This window comes from Amycolatopsis sp. NPDC114504 (assembly GCF_055633595.1).
The window spans coordinates 1,927,221-1,949,655 of record NZ_JBVKDU010000002.1 but is presented as its reverse complement, the minus strand read 5'-3'; the positions used below and the strand labels follow the sequence as shown (position 1 = coordinate 1,949,655).

Annotated in this window: 22 protein-coding genes, 2 pseudogenes and 1 riboswitch; of the genes and pseudogenes, 6 read left to right on the top strand and 18 right to left on the bottom strand. The window is 70.7% G+C overall.

Annotated elements, in window-relative coordinates:
• Positions 1-409: 409 nt before the first annotated feature.
• The gene (locus ACZ7PG_RS21350) at positions 410-1,177 is read left to right on the top strand and encodes a (2Fe-2S)-binding protein (protein ID WP_470240731.1); all 768 of its coding nucleotides are present in this window, start codon (positions 410-412) and stop codon (positions 1,175-1,177) included.
• Between the two features lie 7 nt (positions 1,178-1,184).
• Here the strand turns inward: ACZ7PG_RS21350 and ACZ7PG_RS21345 are convergent, their stop codons facing one another.
• On the bottom strand, positions 1,185-1,754 hold the full coding sequence (locus tag ACZ7PG_RS21345; protein ID WP_470240730.1) for a TIGR03086 family metal-binding protein: 570 nt from the start codon (positions 1,752-1,754) through the stop codon (positions 1,185-1,187).
• Between the two features lie 34 nt (positions 1,755-1,788).
• Between ACZ7PG_RS21345 and ACZ7PG_RS21340 the strand changes: the two genes are divergently transcribed.
• The gene (locus tag ACZ7PG_RS21340; protein WP_470240729.1) at positions 1,789-2,640 is read left to right on the top strand and encodes an AraC family transcriptional regulator; all 852 of its coding nucleotides are present in this window, start codon (positions 1,789-1,791) and stop codon (positions 2,638-2,640) included.
• 109 nt (positions 2,641-2,749) lie between these two features.
• Here ACZ7PG_RS21340 and ACZ7PG_RS21335 read toward each other — a convergent pair whose 3' ends face one another.
• On the bottom strand, positions 2,750-3,100 hold the full coding sequence (locus ACZ7PG_RS21335; protein ID WP_470240728.1) for a histone-like nucleoid-structuring protein Lsr2: 351 nt from the start codon (positions 3,098-3,100) through the stop codon (positions 2,750-2,752).
• Between the two features lie 145 nt (positions 3,101-3,245).
• Entirely contained in the window at positions 3,246-4,757 is a 1,512-nt protein-coding gene (gene lysS / locus ACZ7PG_RS21330) for a lysine--tRNA ligase (protein WP_470240727.1), read from the bottom strand.
• Between the two features lie 76 nt (positions 4,758-4,833).
• Here lysS and ACZ7PG_RS21325 point away from each other — a divergent pair, with 76 nt between their 5' ends.
• The 3 genes from ACZ7PG_RS21325 to ACZ7PG_RS21315 all read left to right on the top strand — a co-directional run bounded on the left by ACZ7PG_RS21325 (position 4,834) and on the right by ACZ7PG_RS21315 (position 6,447).
• Complete coding sequence (locus ACZ7PG_RS21325; RefSeq protein ID WP_470240726.1) at positions 4,834-5,586, top strand: class I SAM-dependent methyltransferase; 753 nt, start codon at positions 4,834-4,836, stop codon at positions 5,584-5,586.
• 27 nt (positions 5,587-5,613) lie between these two features.
• Positions 5,614-5,675: riboswitch (guanidine-III (ykkC-III) riboswitch) on the top strand.
• Between the two features lie 28 nt (positions 5,676-5,703).
• Positions 5,704-6,009, top strand: a complete 306-nt coding sequence (locus tag ACZ7PG_RS21320) for a DMT family transporter (RefSeq protein WP_470240725.1) — start codon at positions 5,704-5,706, stop codon at positions 6,007-6,009.
• A gap of 33 nt (positions 6,010-6,042) precedes the next feature.
• Positions 6,043-6,447, top strand: a complete 405-nt coding sequence (locus ACZ7PG_RS21315) for a DUF6640 family protein (protein WP_470240724.1) — start codon at positions 6,043-6,045, stop codon at positions 6,445-6,447.
• A gap of 12 nt (positions 6,448-6,459) precedes the next feature.
• On the opposite strand, the gene ACZ7PG_RS21310 is transcribed toward ACZ7PG_RS21315, so the two are convergent.
• From ACZ7PG_RS21310 to ACZ7PG_RS21280, 7 genes are all read right to left on the bottom strand, one after another.
• A complete protein-coding gene (locus ACZ7PG_RS21310; RefSeq protein WP_470240723.1) occupies positions 6,460-7,236 on the bottom strand; it encodes a type III pantothenate kinase in 777 nt (258 codons plus the stop codon).
• A 5-nt stretch (positions 7,237-7,241) separates the two neighbouring features.
• On the bottom strand, positions 7,242-7,739 hold the full coding sequence (gene panD, locus ACZ7PG_RS21305; protein ID WP_470240722.1) for an aspartate 1-decarboxylase: 498 nt from the start codon (positions 7,737-7,739) through the stop codon (positions 7,242-7,244).
• Between the two features lie 9 nt (positions 7,740-7,748).
• On the bottom strand, positions 7,749-8,654 hold the full coding sequence (gene panC, locus ACZ7PG_RS21300; RefSeq protein WP_470240721.1) for a pantoate--beta-alanine ligase: 906 nt from the start codon (positions 8,652-8,654) through the stop codon (positions 7,749-7,751).
• Positions 8,651-9,610: a Rossmann-like and DUF2520 domain-containing protein gene (locus ACZ7PG_RS21295; RefSeq protein WP_470240834.1), complete on the bottom strand. Its 960-nt coding sequence runs from the start codon at positions 9,608-9,610 to the stop codon at positions 8,651-8,653. Before ACZ7PG_RS21295 ends, panC begins: the two co-directional genes overlap by 4 nt.
• Before the next feature lie 89 nt (positions 9,611-9,699).
• The gene (locus ACZ7PG_RS21290) at positions 9,700-10,803 is read right to left on the bottom strand and encodes a PrsW family intramembrane metalloprotease (RefSeq protein WP_470240833.1); all 1,104 of its coding nucleotides are present in this window, start codon (positions 10,801-10,803) and stop codon (positions 9,700-9,702) included.
• A 175-nt stretch (positions 10,804-10,978) separates the two neighbouring features.
• Positions 10,979-13,234, bottom strand: a complete 2,256-nt coding sequence (locus ACZ7PG_RS21285) for a DUF6779 domain-containing protein (RefSeq protein WP_470240720.1) — start codon at positions 13,232-13,234, stop codon at positions 10,979-10,981.
• 69 nt (positions 13,235-13,303) lie between these two features.
• Positions 13,304-13,765 carry a DUF3180 domain-containing protein gene (locus tag ACZ7PG_RS21280; RefSeq protein ID WP_470240719.1) on the bottom strand — a complete coding sequence of 154 codons (462 nt, stop codon included), beginning with the start codon at positions 13,763-13,765 and terminating at the stop codon, positions 13,304-13,306.
• 61 nt (positions 13,766-13,826) lie between these two features.
• On the opposite strand from ACZ7PG_RS21280, the gene ACZ7PG_RS21275 reads away from it, so the two are divergent.
• A complete protein-coding gene (locus tag ACZ7PG_RS21275; RefSeq protein WP_470240832.1) occupies positions 13,827-14,762 on the top strand; it encodes a helix-turn-helix domain-containing protein in 936 nt (311 codons plus the stop codon).
• Between the two features lie 67 nt (positions 14,763-14,829).
• Here ACZ7PG_RS21275 and folK read toward each other — a convergent pair whose 3' ends face one another.
• The 8 genes and pseudogenes from folK to ACZ7PG_RS21235 all read right to left on the bottom strand — a co-directional run bounded on the left by folK (position 14,830) and on the right by ACZ7PG_RS21235 (position 22,410).
• Positions 14,830-15,321, bottom strand: coding sequence for a 2-amino-4-hydroxy-6-hydroxymethyldihydropteridine diphosphokinase (gene folK, locus ACZ7PG_RS21270; protein WP_470240718.1), 492 nt, complete (start codon positions 15,319-15,321; stop codon positions 14,830-14,832).
• Complete coding sequence (folB, locus tag ACZ7PG_RS21265) at positions 15,318-15,677, bottom strand: dihydroneopterin aldolase (protein WP_470240717.1); 360 nt, start codon at positions 15,675-15,677, stop codon at positions 15,318-15,320. The genes folK and folB overlap by 4 nt, the downstream gene beginning before the upstream one ends.
• Positions 15,670-16,476: a dihydropteroate synthase gene (gene folP / locus ACZ7PG_RS21260; RefSeq protein WP_470240831.1), complete on the bottom strand. Its 807-nt coding sequence runs from the start codon at positions 16,474-16,476 to the stop codon at positions 15,670-15,672. Before folP ends, folB begins: the two co-directional genes overlap by 8 nt.
• 35 nt (positions 16,477-16,511) lie before the next feature.
• Positions 16,512-16,856 (bottom strand): annotated as a pseudogene (gene folE / locus ACZ7PG_RS21255) (GTP cyclohydrolase I); the annotation flags it as partial.
• Between the two features lie 972 nt (positions 16,857-17,828).
• Positions 17,829-18,092, bottom strand: a pseudogene (locus tag ACZ7PG_RS21250) (GTP cyclohydrolase I); the annotation flags it as partial.
• On the bottom strand, positions 18,070-20,481 hold the full coding sequence (gene ftsH / locus ACZ7PG_RS21245) for an ATP-dependent zinc metalloprotease FtsH (RefSeq protein WP_470240716.1): 2,412 nt from the start codon (positions 20,479-20,481) through the stop codon (positions 18,070-18,072). The gene ftsH and the pseudogene ACZ7PG_RS21250, both read right to left, overlap by 23 nt.
• Positions 20,482-20,685: 204 nt before the next feature.
• Positions 20,686-21,501: an ESX secretion-associated protein EspG gene (locus ACZ7PG_RS21240; protein ID WP_470240715.1), complete on the bottom strand. Its 816-nt coding sequence runs from the start codon at positions 21,499-21,501 to the stop codon at positions 20,686-20,688.
• 123 nt (positions 21,502-21,624) lie between these two features.
• On the bottom strand, positions 21,625-22,410 hold the full coding sequence (locus ACZ7PG_RS21235; protein WP_470240714.1) for an ESX secretion-associated protein EspG: 786 nt from the start codon (positions 22,408-22,410) through the stop codon (positions 21,625-21,627).
• Positions 22,411-22,435: the final 25 nt, after the last annotated feature.

The following is a 22,435-nucleotide window of genomic DNA, read 5'->3' as shown; positions in this document are numbered from 1 at the left end:
TCCTGGCTTCTTCTTGAGCCAGAACGACCACCCGCCTCGCGCGGTCGGTGAACCTCTCAAACATGTGCACTCCCTCGACTGCTGCGCCGGCGGCCCGTTATCCATCGTGCTTTCACCGCGATGGATTCAGCACCGTGAGACCACTCTAGTAGCCAAGCGGTCGCGCTGGCGTACCACTACGGCTGTTCGCGGCCTTTTCCGCACCCGGACGTGACGACTTCCGGATGGTTCCATCATCAGGTTGCCCTGCACCTTTACGTCAACCCCAACGTGCGAGCGGCCACCCGGATTCCGCCATCCGCGCGGTGTCCGCTCACCGCGAACAGGTCCGCACCCTGAGAGTGACCGAGCCGACTGCCACCCGATCGGCGGAGTCCTGTTAGGTTAGGCAGACCTAAGGAGGATGCCGTTGACGCAGCCGAGCACCCGCGAGACAGCGGACGGCCTCGCGCCGTCCCTGCGACGGCTCGACCTGCGACGGGACGTCCCGGAGGGCTGGATTCGCTGCTCGACGGCACCCGAGTTCTTCGAGGAGTGGCGCACGCGCCTGACCGGCTGGCTGCGGCGCGAGTACGGCGAGGCACCACCCCGGACGGTCGATGCGTACCTGATCACGTGGTATCTGCACATCCCGGCCCAGATCGGCGCACTGCTGCTGCACCACGAGCGCCGGGTGCCCGCACTCCGGCCCGCTGACCTGGCCTTCCGCATCGGAGCGGGCCAGCCGTACCCGGACGCGCTGTCGGTACTCGGCGACGAGTTCTGCTGCTTGCCGACGGACCCGGCCTCGGCGGCTCCGGGAGCGACGGCGGTCCGCGACGAGCGAGCGCTGGCAGCGGTCCTGCGTGCCCGCTACACGGGACACGCGGCGTGGTTCATCCAGGCGTACGGGCCGCACAGCCGCTTCGGCAGCCGCACCCTCTGGGCCGCGGCGACCGGCGCGCTGGAGAACGCACTGTGGGGAGCGGGCCGGGCGGGAGGCACCCCGGAAGCGGAAGGCGCGGGCGTCGCCGACGCGGCTTTGGTGCTCGACGAGCGGTACCCACCGTTGACGTCGGCCTCGACGCTGCGTCTAGTGGGCCGCGAGTGGACGAGGCGCCGGGAGAGCTGCTGCTTCTCGTACTTGCTCCCAGCCGAGCCCGAGTGCGACGGCTGCCCCCGCACCTGCGCCCGCTAGCCGGCCCTCAGCGCGCCCAGCCCGGATCGCGCCCCGAAGCCCCCAACGCCCGCTCCAAAGCCGAGGCCGCCTCAGGCACCGCCACCGCCGGCCCATAAACCCCCATCGAGCGCGCCTGCTCGCCCATCGCCACCGCGGACTCGTGCACCGCCGTCGCCGCCTCCGGGGCGCACCGCAGCTCCTGGCCGCTCGCCCGGGCCAGGTCCCAGCCGTGCAGGACGAACTCGCCCAGCACCATGTCGCCGACCACCGACCCCGGCATCCGTGCCGTCCCCAGCGCCGTCACGCCGGCCCACGCCGACGGCGTCCCGTAGACGTCCACGAGCGTCTCCGTCTGCTTCTCCAGCGCCGCCTGCCAGTCCTCGGTGACCAGCGCCGCCTCCGCCTCGCCCGCACCCGGCGACGGCGGGTCCTCGCGGCGTCCCGCGGCGACGAGCCACGGGCCCCAGTAGAGAAGGTGGTTGAGCAGCCCGCGTACGTCGTAGCCGGCGCAGGGTGTCGGGGCGGTCAGGTCGGCCACGGCGTGGGCGACCCGCAGGAACTCGGCCGCGGCGGGCCGGATGAGCTCGGCAGTCATCCGGCGATCCAATCCTCCGGCCGGAGGCGCCGTCTTGAAGGAACGCGACAGCTACCGTGGACGCGTGGGCGAGCACCGGATCCCGCGCGGCATCGTGGCCGAGGCCACCGCGCGCACGATGTTCACGCTGACCAGGCACGCACCCGCGCCCGAGCTGGCGGAGCTCGTCGAATACCACTGGGTGCTGCGCTGGGACCTGCGCGGCAAACCGCCCCACGAACAGCGCGTGCTGCCGAACCTCGCCGTGCACGCGACGTTCTTCCCCCGCGCGTCCGGTGTGTACGGCCCGGCCCACGACGTCTTTTCCCACCACCTCGACGGCCGCGTCCAGGGCTTGGGCGTGCGTTTCCGGCCCGGGTGCTTCCGCGCGTTCCTCGATGGCCCGGTAAGTGACATCGCCGACCGTGCTGTCCCGCTCACGGACGTTTTCGGGCCGACGGCGACCGAAGCCGCGGAATCGGTGCAGACCGCCGCCGACGACGTGCAAATGGTCCACGCGATCGACAACTTGCTGATCGCAAATCCCGTCGGCTTGTCGGCGGCCGCGCGGCACGCCGCCGAGGCCGTGGAATCAATCGCGCGGGATCCGGGAATTACCCGGGTGGCGCAACTGTGCGCGGATACTGGACTGACCACCCGGTCCGTACAGCGGTTGTTCGCCGAACACGTCGGCTGCACACCCAAGTGGGCGATCCGGATATACCGCCTCAACGACGCGGCACAGCGGATCGCCGCGGAAGGAGAGCCGGATTACGCCGGACTGGCGGTTCGACTGGGCTATAGCGACCAGTCGCACTTCATCCGCGATTTCCACGCGGTGACGGGTCAGCCGCCGGCCGAGTACGCCCGGACGGCCGGGCGAACACCGGACAGTGATCGGACATGAACAAAGCCGCCGGGCGAATTCGCCCGGCGGCTTCGGCTTGGAGCCCCGCTTCGAGGAGATTCCCCAGCCGCCCCGGTGGCCTGCGGACACCCGGACAGCTGAAGGATCCTCAGTTCTTCTTGTGGTAGGCCTCGACGACCTCGGACGGGATCCGGCCCCGGTCCGAAACGGCGTACCCGTTCTTGCGCGCCCACGACCGAATGGCCTGGTTCTGTTCGCGGTCGACGGCGGCGGGCCGCGACGGGCCCTTGCCCGCGACCGGGCGCACCGAAGCGCGCTTCCGGCCACCCGCGCGACGCGCGTGCTCGACATACTGGGCGAGGGCGTCCCGCAACTCCTCGGCGTTATCCGAAGAGAGGTCGATCTGGTAGCTGACGCCGTCCAAACCGAACTCGACGGTCTCTTCCGCCTCACTGCCGTCGAGGTCGTCGACCAGCGAGACGAGCACCTTCTGTGCCATCCGATTCCTCCTGCGGGGACTTGCTCAATGATCTGGTTACGGGGCGAGCCCCGGGACAGAAGTCTTTGTCTAGAACATTAGTACCCGCTTCTGGAGGACAGCGCAAATCTCATATGGATAACTGGTGGCTATCCACACGCCCGGGTTATTCGGGTCGCACGAGCGGGAAGAGGATCGTCTCCCGGATACCGAGACCGGTCAGTGCCATGAGGAGCCGGTCGATCCCCATTCCGACGCCGCCGCTCGGCGGCATTCCGTACTCCAGGGCGCGGAGGAAATCCTCGTCGAGCCGCATGGCTTCGCTATCACCCTGTGCGGCCAGCTGGGACTGTTCGGTGAGCCGTTCCCGTTCGACGACCGGATCGACCAGCTCGGAGTATCCGGTGGCGAGTTCGAATCCGCGCACGTAGAGGTCCCACTTCTCGGCCACCCCGGCCCGCGAGCGGTGCTGCCTCGTCAATGGCGACGTCTCCAACGGAAAATCACGGACAAACGTGGGGGCGTGCAGGTGATCCCCGACGAGGTGTTCCCACAGTTCCTCGACCAGCTTGCCGTGACCCAGCTTCGGATCCACTTCCAGGCCCCTGGCCTGCGCGAATCCGTGCAGTTTGGCGGCGGGTGTCTCCGGCGTGACCTCTTCGCCGAGGGAATCGGACAACGACTCGTACATTCCGAGTGTGGTCCATTCGCCGGACAGGTCGTACTCCGAACCGTCGGGCAGGGTGATGACCTGGGTGTCCAGCACGGCCTGCGCGGCCTCCTGGATCAGCTCCCGCGTCATCACCGCATTCGTGTCGTACGTGGCGTAGGCCTCGTAGTACTCGAGCATCGCGAACTCCGGCGAGTGCGAGGAGTCACTTCCCTCGTTGCGGAAGTTGCGGTTGATCTCGAAGACCTTCTCGATGCCGCCAACGACGCAGCGCTTGAGGTAGAGCTCCGGCGCGATCCGCAGGAACAGCTCCATGTCGAACGCGTTCGACCGCGTGACGAACGGGCGGGCCGCGGCGCCGCCGTGCAGCGTCTGCAGCATCGGCGTCTCGACCTCGGTGAACCCGCGGCGGTGGAACGACTCCCGCAGCGACCGGACCACGCCGGCCCGCGTGCGCACGACGTCCCGCGCGCGCGGGCGCAGGATGAGGTCGACGTAGCGCTGCCGGATCCGCGTCTCCTCGGCGAGCTCCTTGTGGGCGTTCGGCAGCGGGCGGAGCGCCTTCGACGTGATGCGCCAGGCGTCGGCCATCACGGAGAGCTCGCCACGCTTGGACGTGATGACCTCACCCTGCACGAACACGTGGTCACCGAGGTCGACGTCGGACTTCCACGCCGCCAGCGCGTCCTCGCCGACCTTCGCCAGGCTGATCATGGCCTGGAGCTCGGTGCCGTCGCCCTCGCGGAGGCTGGCGAAGCACAGCTTGCCCGTGTTGCGCAGGAACATCACCCGGCCGGTGACGCCGACGGTCTCACCCGTGGCGGTGTCGACGGGCAGACCGGAATGAGCCGCGCGCACCTCGGCGAGCGAGTGCGTGCGGGGGACCTCGACCGGGTAGGGATCGATACCCTCCGCGAGGATCCGGTCGCGCTTCTCCCGGCGCACCCGCATCTGCTCGGGCAGTTCGTCTTCGGCGGGGTCGCTGGTGGAAGCGGGGTTTTCGGTCATGGCCCATAGGGTACGAACCCGGCCGCGCGCTACGCCAACCGGATTACCTTTCCTTTCCGTCCATTAACCTGGCCCGGTGAGTGACCCCACACGCGCCCAGCGGGCCTCTTCCTTCGGCAGCCGAGCCGCCGCGTACGCGGAGCACCGGCCCGACTACCCGCGAGAAGCGATCGAATGGGGCCTTTCGGGCGCTCGCGACACACCTCGGCGCGTGCTCGACCTGGGCGCCGGAACGGGCAAGCTCACCCTCGGCCTGGCCGGCCTCGGACTCGACGTCACCGCGGTCGAACCCGACCCGGAAATGCGCGCCGAACTGGGGCGGAAGGTGCCCTCGGCGACGTCTCTGGCGGGCCGGGCGGAACGGATCCCGTTGCCCGACGCCGATGTCGACGCGGTTTTCGTCGGCCAGGCGTTCCATTGGTTCGACGTACCGGCGGCGATGACGGAGATCGCCCGCGTGCTGCGCCCGGGCGGCGTGCTGGTGCCGATGTGGAACTACGAAGACGATTCGGTGCCGTGGGTCGCGGAGTTAACCGCACTGGGTCGCGAAGGGGCGCGGAAGCCGGTCGGGACGGACGATTTGCGCGAGGTGTCGCACCCGGGGTTCGACGCGTTCGAAAACGATCGGTTTCGCCATGTGCAACGGCGGACGGCGGAGAGCCTGCTGGAAACGATCGGGACGTATTCGATGGTGATCGTGTCGGCACCGGACAAGTCGGCGGCCCTGTTGACGCGGCTGCGCGAGTTCCTCGCCACGAATCCGGCGACGGCGGACGGCGAGTTCGACCTGCCGCTGATCACGTGGGCGTTGCGCGCGCGGCGTCGATAAGACATTTTTTGTCATGCCAGCTTCGGGAGCGAGCCCCACGGAGCTACCGGACGAGCGCGTCGTACCCGGTCAGGACAAGACGGCGCAGTGTCTCGAAACACTGCGAAAGGGTTCGTCATGTCCTGGCTCGTTCTCGTCCTGTCCGGAATCCTGGAAACGGTCTGGGCGGCCGCCCTCAAGGGGTTCTTCCGGCCGGCGTCGATCGTGACGTTCGTGATCGCGCTGGCGCTGAGCATGAGCGGACTGGCGTACGCACTGCGCGAGATCCCGCTCGACACCGGTTACGCGATCTGGGTCGGCATCGGCACGATCGGCACAGCGCTCTACGGGATCATCGCGCTCGGCGACACGGTGACGGCGGTGCGCATGACGTGCCTGGGACTGATCGTCGCGGGTGTGGCCGGGCTGAAACTGCCGCATTGACCTCGATCGAAGTCGAGGTTCGATACTGGGACGATGAGCAGCAAATCGTTGGGGCGAGGCCTGATCTCGCTGGTGTCCTTGGTGACGGCGGTCGGTCCGTACAAAGCCGACTGGAACGAAACGCACGTGAAGAACCCGGCGTGGCCCCCGCACGCGAAGTTCCACAACGGCCAGACGATGAGCCTGGGACTCGCACTGGGGGTCACGAGCCTGTGGCAGCTGTGGCGGCGACCTTCGACCCGGGAGAGTCTCGACGCGGGGGCGACGCTGGCGTCGCTGTACTGGCTGACGCAGATCTCGGCGCTGGCCTACCCGGGTTCGAAGGCGGTGGATCCGCCGGGTGAAGCGCGGTTCCCGCAGGCGAAGGTGGCATTCCCGGCGTTGGGGCTCACGGCGCTGGGGTACGTGCTGGAGCGACGCAGGCTGGCCCGCGGCTGACGTCCGTCGGCCTCAGGGGCGGATGTTGCGCTCGAAGACGAGCCGCAACCCGAGCAGCGTCAAATCCGGCACGTGGTCCGTGATCGTCTCCGACTCGCTGATCACCAGGGGCGCCAAACCTCCGGTGGCCAGCACCGCCACCGGTTCCGTCCCGCTCGGGGACAGCTCGCGGACGATCCGGCGGACCAACCCGTCCACCTGCCCGGCGAAGCCGTACAGGATCCCGGACTGCAGACACTCCACAGTGTTCTTGCCGATCACCGACCGAGGCGGTACCAGCTCGACCTTCCGCAACGCCGCCGCGCGCGCCGCCAACGCGTCCACGGAAATCTCGATGCCCGGGGCGAAAGCGCCGCCTAGGAACTCGCCGCGGGCGGAAATGGCGTCCACGTTCGTCGATGTCCCGAAGTCGACCACCACGCACGCCGTGTCGTGGAGGTGGTGCGCGGCCAGCGTGTTCACCAGGCGGTCCGCGCCCACCTCCTTCGGGTTGTCCACCAGCAACGCCACGCCCGTGCGGACACCCGGCTCCACCACGATCTTCGGGACCCGGTCGTAGTAGCGCGAGAGCATCACCCGCAGCTCGCGCAGCACCGCCGGCACCGTCGACAAAGCGGAAATCCCGGACACGGAGTCCGCGTGCGGGCCCAGCAGGCCGCGCACCGTCAACGCCAGCTCGTCGGCCGTGATGCGCGCGTCCGTGCGCATGCGCCAGTCTCCGACGAGCGAGCTGCCGGAGTACAGCCCCAGCACGATGTTCGTGTTGCCGACGTCGACGGTGAGCAGCAAGCGGGTCAGCTTTCCGCGTGCAGCAGCGCGTCGAGGCGGCGGGCGTCCGCCGTCTCCGCGACCGGGAACACCGCCGTCTCCTCCTCCGGCGGCAGCGTCACCGTGCCGGACAGCAGCCCCGACCCCTCGGGCGCGTACCCCGGGTCGGCGTGCCGGTGGACGATCCGGTTGTCCGCGTCGACGAACACCACGCGCGGCTCGTACGTCGCGGCTTCGGCGTCGTCCATCTGGCCGTACGAAATGAGGATGACCAGGTCGCCCGGGTGCACCAGGTGCGCCGCGGCGCCGTTGATGCCGAGGACGCCGCTGCCGCGTTCGCCCTTGATGACGTAGGTCTCCAGCCGCGCGCCGTTGGTGACGTCCACAATGGACACCTGTTCGCCCGGCAGCAGGTCCGCGGCCTCCATCAGGTCCGCGTCGACCGTCACGGAGCCGACGTAGTGCAGGTCGGCCTGGGTCACGGTGACCCGGTGGATCTTCGACTTGAGCATGGTGCGGTACATAGTGGACTCCTATTCCCCTGCGTCCAGCCGCGCCGGGTGCTCGACAGCCGCGCCGAGCAGCACCGGAACGTTGTCGATCAGCCGGGTACTCCCCACCCGGGCCGCGATCAACAGTCGTGCTTCACCATCGACGGGCGCGGGCCCGAGGTCGGTTCCCCTCAACTCCAGGTAATCCACCTCGACCGCGGGACGCGCGGCGAGGGTCTTCCACGCGGCCTCGAGGACCGCGTCCGCACCGTCGCGCCCGACGAACGCCCCCGCGGTGAGGGCGGCCGACAGGACGACGGCGTCTTCACGCTGCTCAGGCGTCAGGTAGACGTTGCGTGACGACAGCGCCAGCCCGTCGCGCTCCCGGACGGTCGGGACACCGATGACGTGCGTGTCGATGTTCAGGTCCCGCACCATCCGCTTGATCAGGACCAGCTGCTGGTAGTCCTTCTCCCCGAAGAGCGCGTAGTCCGGCCGAAGCAGGTTGAACAGCTTCGCCACGACGGTGAGCACGCCGGCGAAGTGGCCGGGCCGGACAGCGCCCTCCAGCTCGTCGCCGAGCTTGCCCGGGTGCACGGTCACCATGGCGCCTTCGCCGTAGAGCGCGTCGGCGCTGGGCGTGAACGCGATTTCGACGCCGTCCTCGGTCAGCACGGCCAGGTCGGCGTCGAGCGGCCGCGGGTACGCCTCGAAGTCCTCGCCCTCGCCGAACTGCAGCGGGTTGACGAAGATCGAGGTCGCCACGACGTTGTTCGGCAGCCGCTTCGCGCGGCGGATCAGCTCGCGGTGCCCGGCGTGCAGCGCGCCCATGGTCGGCACGAGCGCCAGCTTGCGGCCGACGCCGTGCAGGGCCTTGCTGACCTGGCTCATCTGCTCGGGCGACGCGAAGGTGTTCAGCGTGCCGCGGCTGAATTTCGGTGTGGTCACTGGTCTTGGTGCCCTTCGGCGGGATCGTCGAGGAGTTCGGTGAGGTCTTTGGCGGCCGCGGTGTCCAGCAGCCCGGCAGCCGACGAACGCGCCACCGTGCGCCTGGCCAACGCTCGGTAGGCCGGCGCCACGTCCGGCGCCCGGTCCGCAAGCACCTCGAGGTGCTTGCGGACGGTGCCGACGTCGCCACGCGCGACCGGGCCGGTGAGCGCGCGGTCGCCGTGTCGGAGCACATTATCCAACGCCGCCGAAAGCAGTGGCGCCACCAGGCGTTCGGAATGTGCGATTCCCGCTTCGCGCAAGACTTCCGCGCAGTCGGCGACCAGTGTCATCAGGTGGTTCGCGCCGTGGGTCAACGCTGCGTGGTAGAGCGCTCGCGCGGAGTCGGGGATGCGCACCGGCTCGGCCCCCATCTCGACCGCGAGGGCCTCGCCGACGCTCCAGGCGGCGTCGTCGTCGGCCGCCGCGGTGACGCCGATGCTGCACGCCGTCAGCCGCTCGAGGTCCTCCTCGCGGCCGGTGAACGTCATCACCGGGTGCAGCGCGAGCGGCAGCGCCCCGGCCTCGGCCGCGGGCGCCAGCACGTCGATGCCCTGCGCGCCGGAGGTGTGCACGACGATCTGCCCCGGCCGCAGCGACCCGGTCGCGACGAGCCCGCGGACCATGCCGGCCAGCGCGTCGTCGGGGATGGCGAGCAGCACCAGGTCCGCCAAGCGGACGGTCTCGTCGGGCGGCAGCAGCGGCACGTCGGGGAGGAGGCGTTCGGCCCGGGCCAGCGACGCGGCGGACAGCCCCGACGCCGCGACCACGGTGTGTCCCGCCCTGGCCAGCGCGGCACCGAGCACACTGCCCACCCGGCCGGCGGAAACGACACCGACCGCGAGGCGAGCGGGCCTCATCATGGCGTGCGCCTGTGGACGCTCATGGTTCGCAGACTCCCTCTGCTCTCGTTCCAGTCCCGCTCCGGGTACCGGACGAACGGCGCGAGACTAACTCGATTGGGCGCGCGGCGTTGAACCCGGTGACCAGCTTCACCCGGACCGGGTCACCCTCGGACGGCCTCGTCGGCGAGGCGCGTCGCCTCCGCCCGGGCGGCCTTCAGCGTGCGCAGCAGCTCCTGCTGGCGCTGCCGGTCGGAGTCGGTGGTGAGCTCCCGCCGGTCCAGGAACGCGAGCTCCGTCACGCTCGCCTGGTACACGGCGACGGCGCGGGCGGCGCGCTTCCCGGACTGGCGTTTCGCCTGCCGCCGCCAGGCCCGGCGCCCGGGCAGGCTGGCCAGCAGGTCGACCTCCGACGGCGCGATCCAGCGCGCGGTGGCCATGTGCGGCAGGGCGGTGGCGATGATCCGCTGCTCACGCCGTCTCTGGAGGACGACCAGGTAGACCACGCCGAGGAACAGCGGCAGCATGATCAGGAAGTAGACGGTGAGGAACTTCGACCCGCCGAGCAGCGCGGCGCTGTTCCACAGGGCGTGCAGGCAGACGGCGGCCAGGTAGCCGGCGATCGGCGCCAGGACCTTCAACGCCTTCGTCGTCGTCCGCGCGGCGATGCCGATCCCGATGCCGGTGAGCACGGCGAACAGCGGGTGCGTGAACGGCGCGAGGACGCCGCGGAGGAAGAACGCCGTGATGACGCCCTGGCTGTGCCCGTCACCGAAGCCGTAGTCGGCGAACGCGCGGCCGAAGTAGTAGATGTTCTCGGTGAACGCGAACCCGGCGGCGCTGAACCCGGCGTAGACGACACCGTCCACGACGCCGTCGAACTCGCTGGACCGCCGCCAGAGGATGAGGACGACGAAGAGGGCCTTCGCGGCCTCCTCGACGATGGGCGCGGACACCAGCGCGGCGACGGTGTTGCCGCTGCCCTTGCCGAGCAGCTCGTCACCCACGGCTTCCGCGGTGGTGTTGATGAGCAGCGCGGTGATCGTCGCGATGCAGGCGCCCCAGGCGAAGGCGAGCAGCAGGAACTTCGCCGGTTCGGGCTCCCAGCGGTCGACCCAGAGGAACCCGGCGACCACGCCCGCGACCGGCACGAGCGCGGCGAGGACCCCGATGGTGACGGCGAGAGGGCCGACCCGCGCGGTGGCGAGGCCGAACAGGAACAGGCCGCACAGGGCGACCACGATCAGCCCGAGCACCGGCAGCAGCACGGTGATCCGGCGAGGCCGCCGTCCGCGATCGAGTCCCGTCGCGGGCGAGAGGGTTCCGCTCACAGCCGGTCACCCTACGCAGACCGGACAGGAACCGGAACGCCACCTGGCACACACGGCGCGCCGAGCCTCGGTCCACGCGCACAGCCTGCAGCTGAGGCAGCGCGGGCCGGGCTCAGTCCTCCGCGCGACGGCGGCGGCGAGGCGTCGAGCCCGTGCCGCCGTTGGCCGCCAGGAGCTCGCTCACCGAGCGGCCCGCCGTGTGCGAACCGCTGCCCGGTGGCGGCGCCGCCTCGGGCGAACGGTGGCCGTTGCGGGCGTGGCCGTTGCTCGCGCCGTTGTGGCCGTTGCCGTTGTGACCGTTCTCGTTGTGACCGTTCTGCGGCACGTCCGCCGGGTCGACCGGGGCCATGTTGCGGCGCGACATCGACGCCCGCTCGGCGACCATGCCTTCCCACGCCGGGGGCTCGCCGTCCGGACGACGGCGCCGGCCGCCGCCCGTGGGCTCCGGGGCGGGCACCGCCGGCATCTGCTGCGACTCGTCCGGCTTGCGGCGACGGCCACCCGAGCGGCCCTGGTAGTCGCGGACCGACTCCGGGAGCGTCGGGTTCGCCATCGGCCCGGCGGCCTGCGCGGCCTCGGCGGGCGCGCGGTGCGAGCCGCCGTGCCGGGAGGCCGGCTCGTCGAGGATCGGCGACATGTCCGCCCGCGAGAACTGCTCCAGCCGCGACGGACGGCGGCCGTCGGCGGCCGGGACCGGCGTGGTCGGCGGCACCACCGGCGGCAGGTTCGTGCGCGACGGCGGCCCCACGGCCGGCCTGTTGTTCGGCACGGGCGTAGTCGGCGGGATGATCGGCGGAAGGTCGCGACGCGACGCGGAGGCGTCCCTCGGCATCGGCGGGGCCTTCGGCTCGGGCGGCTTCGGCCGGTTCGGCCGCTGCCGCTCGGCGAAGTCGTCGCGGTTCTGGAACGCCGCGCTCAGGTCGGTCACCGGCCGCAGGTCCGACCGGGACATCTCCGACGGCTTCACCGGCGGGGCCGGGCGAGGCGGCGCCGGCCGCGGCGGCTCGGGCGCCTTGCGCGGCTCGGGGCGCGCACCGTTCGGCTGGCCGCCGACGCGGGGCAGGTCCGACCGGGACATCTCGACGCGCGGGATGTCGGGCCGCGACATCTCCACGCGCGGGATGTCCGGACGCGACATCTCGACACGCGGAATGGCCGGCATCGAGCGTTCGACCCGCGGGATGTCGGTCATCGACCGCTCCACCCGCGGGATGTCCGGACGCGACATCTCCACGCGGGGGATGTCCGAACGCGAGACCTCGGCCGGGCGCATGGCCGGCATCGAGCGCTCGACCCGGGGAATGTCCGAACGCGACACCTCGGCGGGCCGCATCGCGGGCCGCGACAGCTCCGCGCGGCGCGCGGGCGGCGGCTCGGGACGGCGGATCTCCGTCTTCGGCTCCGGGGCGCGGCGGATCTCGGTCTTGGGGTCGGGCCGCGGCACCTGGCGCGTCGGCTCGGCCGCGGCCTCGGGACGGCGCTCGGGCTGCTTCGCGACCTCGGCCGGGTCCGGCAGCCGCATCGGCTGCGACTCGGCCTGGCGGCGGGCCGCCTCGGCGCGCAGCTCGGCGGCCTTCAGCTCACGCTGCGCGGCGTTCAGGGCCGGGTCGACGGCCGGCACCGGCGGACGGCGTTCGCTCAGCGGCGCCGGCCGGGCGATCTGCTGGGTGCTCTGCGCGTTGACGTTCGCCGGGCTCTTCGGGGCAGGCTTGCCGCCGAAGCCCTTGCCCTTGCCGAGCCCCTTGCCGTTCGCGGGCTTCCCGTTCGACGCCTTCCGGCGGCGCTCGTCGAGCACGCGGTCGATCAGCTCGGTCGGGCGCTCGCCCTGTTCGGCCGGCTTCTTCCCGGCCATCAGCTGAGCGGGCTTCTTCTTCGGCGCGGCGTCGGGGATCATCCGGTTGTCGTCGGAGACCTTGCGCATCCGGGTCGCCTGCGCGGTCAGCGCGACGCGTTCGAGCAGCACCTCACCGCCGAACAGCGACTGGAGGCTGTCGCGCAGCGCGGAAACCTCGGCGCGCAGCGCCTCCAGCTCCTCGCGGCTGCGGGAGTCGGACTCGTTGCGGTTCTCCGCGTCCACCTCCAGCTCGTATTCGCGCCGGGCCGCGATCTCGCGTTCCAGCTCCAGTTCGTACACAGCCTGCGCCTCGGAGACAGCGTCCTCGCTCTGTGCCGCGTGCTTGCGGTACTTCACGGCGAGGAAAGCGCCGATCAGGGCAGCCCAGAGGGCCGCGACGATCCCGAGCCTGAGATAGCGGAGATCGTCGCTGAGCACCAGTGCGAGGGTGGCTCCGATGGCGAGGACGAATCCGACGACGAGCCACGGCCTGCCCAGTAGGCGGCCGCGCGAGTCGTCACCCACGCCGGTCATGCCTGACACCGTACCTGCTCGTAATCCGAACGAGACCTACTCGGTCCCTTGAGCGGTGGGATTCCAGCGCTAACCGGTCGACCCCCGGGTGCGCTCACGCTCTTGGTCACGAGGGGTCCGGCAGCAGTGCTCGAGCCACAAACCCGCTGCTACCAGGGCCGCGGACGACACCACACCGACCACGCCGGCGCGGGTGTCGAGAACGGCGGCGACGAGTTCGTCACGTCGCGGGAAGAGGTAGGCGAGCGCGGCCAGCCAGGCGCCACCCATGAACGCTCCGGCGAGTGACGAAGCCTTGGCGAGGGCCACCGATCGGGCGATCCCGATAGCGGCAACGACGCGGCCGTTCTTGATCCGGGAGCGAATGGAGAACGCGATCCCGGCCTCGACCACGGCCAGCACGGCGAACGTGACGCCGGCGAACGTCGGCAGCTGGGGCAGCGAGCCGTACGCCGCCAGGAAGAGCAGGTAGCCGAGGACGAGGCCGAGCAGCCCGGCCACCACCAGGTCGCGGGGCCGGGTGAAGTGCATACGTCAACCGTACCGTGGGAGGGTTGACTCTCCCCCGACTGGAGAGTTCACCATGCGTCTTGTGGGCACCACCGCGACCTTCACCATCGGCGAGCTGGCCCGGCGGACCGGTCTGCCGGTCAAGACCATCCGCTTCTATTCGGACGAGGGCCTGCTGCCCCCGACCGACCGGACGGACGCCGGCTACCGGCTCTACGACGCGGCGGCGATGGCCCGGCTCGAGCTGGTCCGCACGCTGCGGGAGCTGGGCCTGGGCCTCACCGACGTCTCCGCGGCCTTGACGGAGCCGGCGACCGTCGGCGAGCTGGCGACCCGGCACGTCGAGGCGCTGGACGAGCAGATCCGGCGGCTGCGGCTGCGCCGGGCGGTGCTGCGCGCGGTGGCCAAGCGTGGATCCGAGCTGGAGGAAGTGAAGCTGATGAACCGTCTCGCGTCGATGTCCGACGAGGAGCGCAAACGGCTGGTCGACGAGTTCTGGGACGAGATGGTCGCCGGGCTGGAGGTCGACGAGCAGTTCTACCAGCGCATGCGCGCGGGCAAGCCGGAGCTGCCCGACGACCCGACGCCCGAGCAGCTCGAAGCCTGGATCGAGTTCGCCGAGCTGGTGCGGGACCCGGACTTCCGGGCGCTGATCCGCGGCATGAGCGAAACGCAGTCCCGGCAGATCCGCGACGGCGAGTTCGAGCAGCCGTCTTCGGCCTGGCGGGAGCACTGGAACGCGTGGATGGCCCGTGCCCAGGAAGCCGTCGACGCGGGGGAAAGCCCGACGTCGAAGGTGGGGCAAGCGTTTGCGACGGAGATCGCGGCGGCTTCGGCCCGGCCGGACCAGGACCCGGCGTCACCGGAGTTCCGCCGCGAACTGGCCGACCGCTTCGCCGCGGGCGGCGACCCGCGGGCCGAGCACTACTGGAGGCTGCTGGGGATCATCAACGGCTGGCCCCCGTTCCCGACCACCCGGCCGGCGGTCGGCTTCATGATCGCGGCCCTGCGAGGCTGACCGCGCCCGGCACTCGCCGAGCCGAGAGGACAACTCGGCGATCCGCCGATCCCGGGACTTGACGCGATCAGCTCAAGATGAAAGCCGTCCGGCGGACCGTGGCGACCTCGTCCGCCGGGCGCGCGGCGAGCAGCCCGGCGATCGGCCCGTGCCCCGGCAGCACCGCGGCCGGCTCGATCTCCGCCCACGGCACCAGCACGCTCGCGCGGTCCGGCGTCCCGGGGTGCGGCAGCAGCAGCTCCGGGTCGTCGGACGTGACGCCGTCCACCGTGACCACGTCGACGTCCAGGGTTCGCGGGCCCCAGCGCAGCTCGCGCACCCGGCCGGCGGCCTGCTCGGCGGCCTGGCCCGCGCGCAGCCACGCCCAGTGGTCGCGCGCCGGGTCGTCGACGACGCAGACGGCGTTCAGGAAGTCCGGCTGGTCCTCGACGCCCCACGCCTTGGTCTCGTACACGCCCGAGACGGCGACCAGTGCGGGCCGCACGGCGTCCAGCGCCAGCTTCAGGAAGCCGAGCCGGTCGCCGAGGTTCGACCCGAGGGAAAGGACGGCGCGGCTCATCGCTCTCGCTTGATGGTGACCGCGACGTCGTCGAAGGTCAGCGGGATCGGCGCGGACGGCTTGTGCACCGTCACCTCGACCGCGCCCAGCCGCTCGTCACGCATGACCTCGTCGGCGATCTTGCCCGCGACGCTCTCGATGAGGTCGTACGGCTCGCCCGCGACGATCCCCGCCACCAGCTCGGCCAGCTCGCCGTAGTGCAGGGTCTTCGTCAGGTCGTCCGACGCGGCAGCCGGCCCGAGGTCCAGCCACACCGTGACGTCGACGACGAACTCCTGACCGTCCCGCTTCTCGTGCTCGAACACGCCGTGGCGGCCGAACACCCGCAGGCCGGTCAGCGTGATCCGGTCAGACATCCGGCGATCCCTTCCACCAAGCGGCGGCCACGGCGACCGCGTCCAGCGACGCCCCGACCTCGTGCACCCGCACGCCCCACGCCCCCGCGGCCGCGGCGAGCGCGGAGATGGCGGCGGTGGCGTCCTCACGGCCGTCCGGCGGACGCGGCGTGCCGTCCTTTGTGGACAGCAGCCGGCCGAGGAACCTCTTGCGCGAAGCGCCGACGAGCACCGGGAAACCCAGGGAGAGCAGCGAATCCAGGCCACGCAGCAACGCCCAGTCGTGCCCGGCGTTCTTCGCGAAGCCCAGCCCGGGGTCCAGCACGATCGCGCTCTCGGCGACTCCCGCCGCCAGCGCTTCGTCCACTCTGGACAGCAGCTCGCCGCGGACGTCGGCGACGACGTCTTCGTACTCGGCGAGGGCCTGCATGTCCCGGCTGTGCCCGCGCCAGTGCATCAGCACCCACGGCGCCCCGGACTCCGCGGCGACGCGCGCCATGTCCGGATCGGCCAGCCCGCCGGAGACGTCGTTGATCACGTTCGCCCCGGCCTCGAGCGCCGCGGCGGCGACGGCGGCACGCGTGGTGTCGACCGACAGCGCGACCCCTTCACCGGCGAGCGTCCGGATCACCGGCAGGATGCGCGCCAGCTCGGTCTCGGCGTCCACCCGGGCCGCCCCCGGCCGGGTCGACTCACCCCCGACGTCGATCAGATCGGCCCCACGCGCCCACATCTCGCGGGCGTGCTCCAGCGCCTGCTCGATCCCGAGGTACCGGCCACCGTCCGAAAAGGAATCGGGCGTCACGTTCAGCACGCCCATCACGACGCACCGGCCGGGCGTGGGAAGCCCCACGCTCACCGGCGCGCCCTGATCAGGTCGAGCGCCTCCGCCCGGGAGGAGGCGGAGTTCTTCAGCTGCCCGCGCACGGCGGAGGTGGTCGTGCGGGCGCCGGGCTTCCGGATACCGCGCATGGCCATGCAGAGGTGTTCGGCCTCGATCACGACGATGACACCCCGCGGTTCGAGCTTCCGCACGATGGCGTCGGCGACCTGGGAGGTCAGACGCTCCTGCACCTGGGGACGCTTGGCGTAGAGGTCGACGAGCCGGGCGAGCTTCGAGAGCCCGGTGACCTTCCCGGCGGCGTTCGGAATATAGCCGACGTGAGCAACACCATGAAATGGCACTAAATGGTGTTCACAATTATGGGTCAAATGTCCCGCAATCAAAAAAGTCGGATGCGGATCGCATTTGAAACTGTAAACGGTATAAGGCTTGCTTCCGGACGCGGTCACCGGCGTGACCGACTCGACCTGCACGTACTCCGACTCGATGAGGTCGGTCGCGTAGTCGTCCTGCGGGAAGCCGTGCTTCCGGAACCAGCTGTCCGCGACGTACAACCGCGAGGCGGTTTCACCCGTGCGAGCGGTGAACCGGGCACCGATCACCGTCGCCAAGTCCTCGAGGAACGGTGTGTTCGCGCTGGCGATGATGCGCCCCGCCGAATGCTTGCTGCGGTCTCCGTCCCCGTCGACGTATCCGTCGAGGAAGCCGTTGAAGGTCGACAAGTCGTTGAGGACGACCATTGGGAACCGCTGACGCTGATGGTGTGCGTCGCCGCCGACGTACTGCCGCATCAAGTCGGCGAGGAACGACGACACCACTCGGACCCGGAAGCCGGGCAGGTCGCGGCCGAGGTAGCCCGAAGGCCGAGACGTCGGTTCGACCTTCGCGTCGATGCCGAACGCGCGGTGCAGGGACTCCGCGAACTTCTTCGCGTAGTCACGGTCGTTCACCACGAGCGACACATATCGCTCGGCGACCGTGCCGTCGGCGCAGACCGTGCCGACGACATAGCCGAAGTCGTACCCGAGGGTCGGCCGCCAGCGGTCACGGCAGAGCTTCTTCGCGTGGGTCCACTCGATGAACGAGCCCTCGACGTCCTTGGCTTCCTTCCAGCCTTCCGGCGTCGCCAAAGGGTGGTCGGGAGTGACCTGGAACTTGCCCACCGAGGTCTTGACCTCGACCAGCTCACGCGTCTGGTGCGAGCTGATCTCGGTGACCTCGGTCTCCTCGACGTTGCCGCCGACGAGCGTCCAGAGCTTGTCGCCCACTCGCACTTCGGCCGCCTGCTTGCGGCCGCCGACGGCGTTCACCGTCTGCTTGCTCGGCACGCACTGGCTGAACATCGGGATGTCCGTGACCAGCACCAGCTCTTCGTGGGACTCGTCGAACGTCTTGTCCAGCACCGAGTCCGGCTCGGTGTACAGCCCGGCGAACATCTCCTGGTAGGCCCGGGCGACCCGGGCGGGAGTGTCCTTCAGACCGTCCCGCTCCGGGTCTTCGCCGCATGCCAGAAGGAGCTCGCGGATCGCCTTCTCCGCCCGGTCGTGGTCGAAGACCGGGCGGTCGGCGTCACTGGGGCTTTTCTGGTCCATCCACGTCACGACGCTCCCCCTCGCTCTGCTGGTTGCCGGCTTGGTCGGCGAACCAGCCGTGCTCGCGAGAGCGTTCTTCACCACCGGGCCGCCACGACTGGCCCGGCTGACCGCCCGGCGAGGTCGCGGGCGTCCAGCCCGGAGGGGCACCGTAGTTCGGGGGACCGCTCTGGCCCGCCGGACCGCCCGGGTAGCCGCCGGTCTGCTGGCTGCCGTGGTTCTGCGGCCAGTGCGCCGTGCCGTTGGGGCCACCGTTCGAGCCGCCGTAGGGACGGCCGCCGTTCGGGTAGGCGCCCGGCTGCGGTGCGGCGTACGGGTTGGCGTTGGGGTCGACCGGCGCCGGGTACGGCGGGCCGCCGGGCAGGTCGCCCGCGCCCTGGGCGGTGCCGACCGGGGTCGGCTCCGGCTTCAGGACCGGCTTCTCCTTCTCCGGCGGCGGCCACGGCTCGCCGCGCTCCATCGCCAGCTCGCCCGGGGTCTTGATCGGCGGCTTGTCCGACGGCGTCCGCTCACCGAACTCGTTGAACACGGTGATGTGCGGGCGCTTCTCGACCGTCGCGAAGATCCGCTCCAGGTCCTTGCGGGTCAGCGTCTCCTTCTCCAGGAGCTCGATGACCAGCTCGTCGAGCACGTCGCGGTAGGTGTTGAGCACGTGCCACGCCTCGGTGTGCGCCGTCTCGATGAGCTTGCGCACCTCCTCGTCGATCTCGTGCGCCACCTCGAGCGAGTAGTCCGCCTGACGGCCGGCCGAGCGGCCCAGGAACGGGTCGCCCTGCTCCTGGCCGTACTTGACCGCGCCGAGCCGCGCGCTCATGCCGTACTCGGTGACCATCGCGCGGGCGATCTTCGTCGCCTGCTCGATGTCCGAGGACGCGCCGGTGGTGGGCTCGTGGAAGACGAGCTCCTCCGCCGTGCGGCCACCCATCGCGAAGACCAGCCGCCCGATCATCTCGGAGCGGGTCATCAGGTCCTTGTCGTCCTCCGGGACGAGCAGCGCGTGCCCGCCCGTGCGGCCGCGCGGCAGGATGGTCAGCTTGTAGACCGGCTCGATGTCCGGCATCGCCCACGCGGCGAGCGCGTGCCCGCCTTCGTGGTAGGCCGTGATCTTCTTCTCCTTCTCGGAGATGATCCGGCTCTTGCGGGCGGGGCCGCCGACGACGCGGTCGACCGATTCCTCGAGCTCGACGTCGCCGATCACGTGCCCGTTCTTGCGGGCGGTGAGCAGCGCGGCCTCGTTCAGCACGTTCGCCAGGTCGGCGCCGGACATGCCGACGGTCCGCTTGGCCAGGCTGGTGAGGTCGGTGCCCTGGGCGATCGGCTTGCCCTTGGAGTGCACCTCGAGGATCGCCTTGCGGCCGCGCAGGTCGGGCGCGGACACCGGGATCTGCCGGTCGAACCGGCCCGGGCGCAGCAGCGCCGGGTCGAGGATGTCCGGCCGGTTGGTGGCCGCGATCAGGATGATGCCGCCGCGGGCGTCGAAGCCGTCCATCTCGACGAGCAGCTGGTTCAGCGTCTGCTCGCGCTCGTCGTGCCCGCCGCCGAGGCCGGCGCCGCGCTGGCGGCCGACCGCGTCGATCTCGTCGACGAAGATGATGCACGGCGCGTTCTGCTTGGCCTGTTCGAACAGGTCACGCACTCGCGACGCACCGACACCGACGAACATCTCGACGAAGTCCGAGCCGGAGATCGTGTAGAACGGCACGCCCGCCTCGCCGGCGACGGCTCGCGCGAGCAGCGTCTTACCGGTACCGGGCGGCCCGTAGAGCAGGACGCCCTTCGGGATCTTCGCGCCGAGCGCCTGGTAGCGCGCCGGGTTCTGCAGGAAGTCCTTGATCTCGTACAGCTCTTCGACGGCCTCGTCGGCACCCGCGACGTCCCCGAAGGTCGTCTTGGGCATGTCCTTGTTCAGCTGCTTGGCCTTGGACTTGCCGAAGTTGAGGACGCGGTTGCCGCCGCCCTGGGCGTTGTTCATCATCCACATCAGCAGGCCCAGCACGAGGGCGAGCGGGATGGCGAAGATGAGGATCTGCGTCAGCACGCCCTGCTGCGTGACCTTGGTGGTGAACTTGATCGGCTGGCCGCCGGTCTTCGCCGCGGTCAGCGAGTCGTAGATCGGGCGGGTGGCATCCGCCGGATACTGCGAAATGATCTGGGTGACCTGCTGGCCGTCCACGTCGATGGGCTTGGCCAGCAGCAGTTTGAGCTGCTGTTCCTTGTCCTCGAGGCTGGCTTCCTTGACGTTGTTCGAGGAGATCTGGGAGTTCGCCACCGAGATGGGTGCCTGGGTGTACCCACGATCACTGTCGAAGATCGTGTTGTACGCGAACAACGCCAGCAACCCCGCGACGATCCACAGCAGTGGGTTCCTGAGCACGCTCTTCCGGTTCATACGACTCGGCCCTGGTGGCCTCGACCCTCCCTGGTTGGGCGGCTCCTGTGATACCCGCCATCACGATCTTGACAAACCCGCGGTGCCTTGGACACCCGTCCCATCAGGGTACCGTCCGCTGCCGCGTTCATCCCCTGTGAGCCTCTCGCAGGTCAACGGGCGATACCGCGCCCGGGTTCCCGCCCGGCGTCCACAGCGGTCACGCTATCGCGTGCCGTCGGACACACTGTTCACCATCTCGCCCAGCCGGGTCCGCAGCGTCGCCGGGTCGGCCGGGGCGACCGTGACCCACTCGCGGCCGTCCGTACCTGCGCGGGAGAGGCTGAGGTAGCGCCCGGTCGCGGTGTCGAACCAGGCCAGCACCCGGGACCGCTGCTTGGCCCCGACCTGCGAACGGCTGTTCGCTGCCAGCTGACCGCCCCGCTGCCGCGGCTGCCCGGAGATGCGGCCGTAGGCCTCCCGCGGGTCGGCCGTGATGCGTTCGCTCAGCGGCGTCCGGCGGGCCTTCCCCCGCTCCTCGGCCGGGTTCGACGGCAGGGAGACAGGCACCCGGATCGGCGCGGTCCGCAGGGCGTCGTCCAGCGGAAGTGTGACCGACGCCTCGCTCCCGCGCGGGCCTGCGGGGAGCACCCCGACGACGGCCGAGACCAGGCCGTCCGGTGGGACGTCCCGCAGCCAGATGCCGTCGGCGTCCTGCACCGCGAGGACGCCCTTGGTGTCGTCGGCCGCCGCGAGGACGCCGATGGTGGGCGCCTCGAACTGCGGGATGTGCAGGGCGTCGATGGTCAGCGGGGCGAAAGCGAGCAGCTGCAGCGCGTCCTCGATCGGCGGCGCGAGCCTGCCGCGCGACTCGCGGATGCCGCGGGCCTTCAGCTCGGCGTCGACGCGGTGGCGCAGCGAGACGCGCTCGTCTTCGGTCGCGCCGTGCGACCTGACCAGCAGCGGGTACGGCAGCTCGCCGACCTGCGCCGACTCCCAGAGGAAGTCGAACGCCAGCGGCGAGAAGAACTCTTGCATCACTACTCTCCCGGATCGGACTCTTGCTCAGCGTAGCCCGCACCACCGACAAAAAGTGATCATCGAGTGGGCACGCTCGGAGAAACCGGAGCCCGATCTTGGCAGAGAGCGCGAACGGCCGGGCCGTCAGACCGTGCTGGTCGTCGTCGCTCCCGCGAGCATCTCGCCGAGCCGGTGGCGCAGCGTCGCCGCGTCGGCCGGGGCGATGCTGATCCAGTCGCGGCCGTCGCGGCCACGGGTCGCCTGGGTGAAGTAGCGGCCCGTCTCCGTGTCGAACCAGCTCAGCACCGGCGTCCGGGTGCGGCCGCCCATGCGCGAACGCGCGTTGGCCGCGATCTGGCCCCCGCGCAGCCGCGGCTGGGCGTGCAGCTTCGCCAGCGCCTTGCGGTCCTCGTCGGCCGACGAGCGCTCGTCACCATTGCCCCGGCGCGAGAGGAAGTCGACGCCGTGGGCGCCGACCAGCTGCTCCAGCGGGACCGTGACCGACTTCTCCGAACCGCGCGGGGCGCCCGGGAGCAGCGAGACGATCGCGCTCGCCAGCCCGTCCACCGGGCACGGCTGCAGGTGGAGACCACGCGTGTCCTGCACCGCCAGCAGCCCCTGCCCGCCCAGCACGCCGGCGATCGCCAGCAGTGGTTCGGCGTCCGGGGCGATCAGCTGGACCGCGTCCAGGCTCAGCTCGGCCTGCGCGAGCACGCCGAAGTAGTCCTCGACGTGCGGTTCCGGCCGGCCGCGGCCGTCGGCCAGCCCGCGCGCGGCCAGCCCTTCCAACGTGCGTTGACGCAGCAACGACCGCTCGTCCACGGTCTCGCCGTGCGAACGGATGCGCAGCGGGTACGGCAGCTCGCCCAGCCCGGCGGACTCCCACAGGAAGTCCACCTCGACCGGGGTGAGCAGCTCAGCGTTCGGCATCGAGCCACCCCCAAGAGAAACCGGG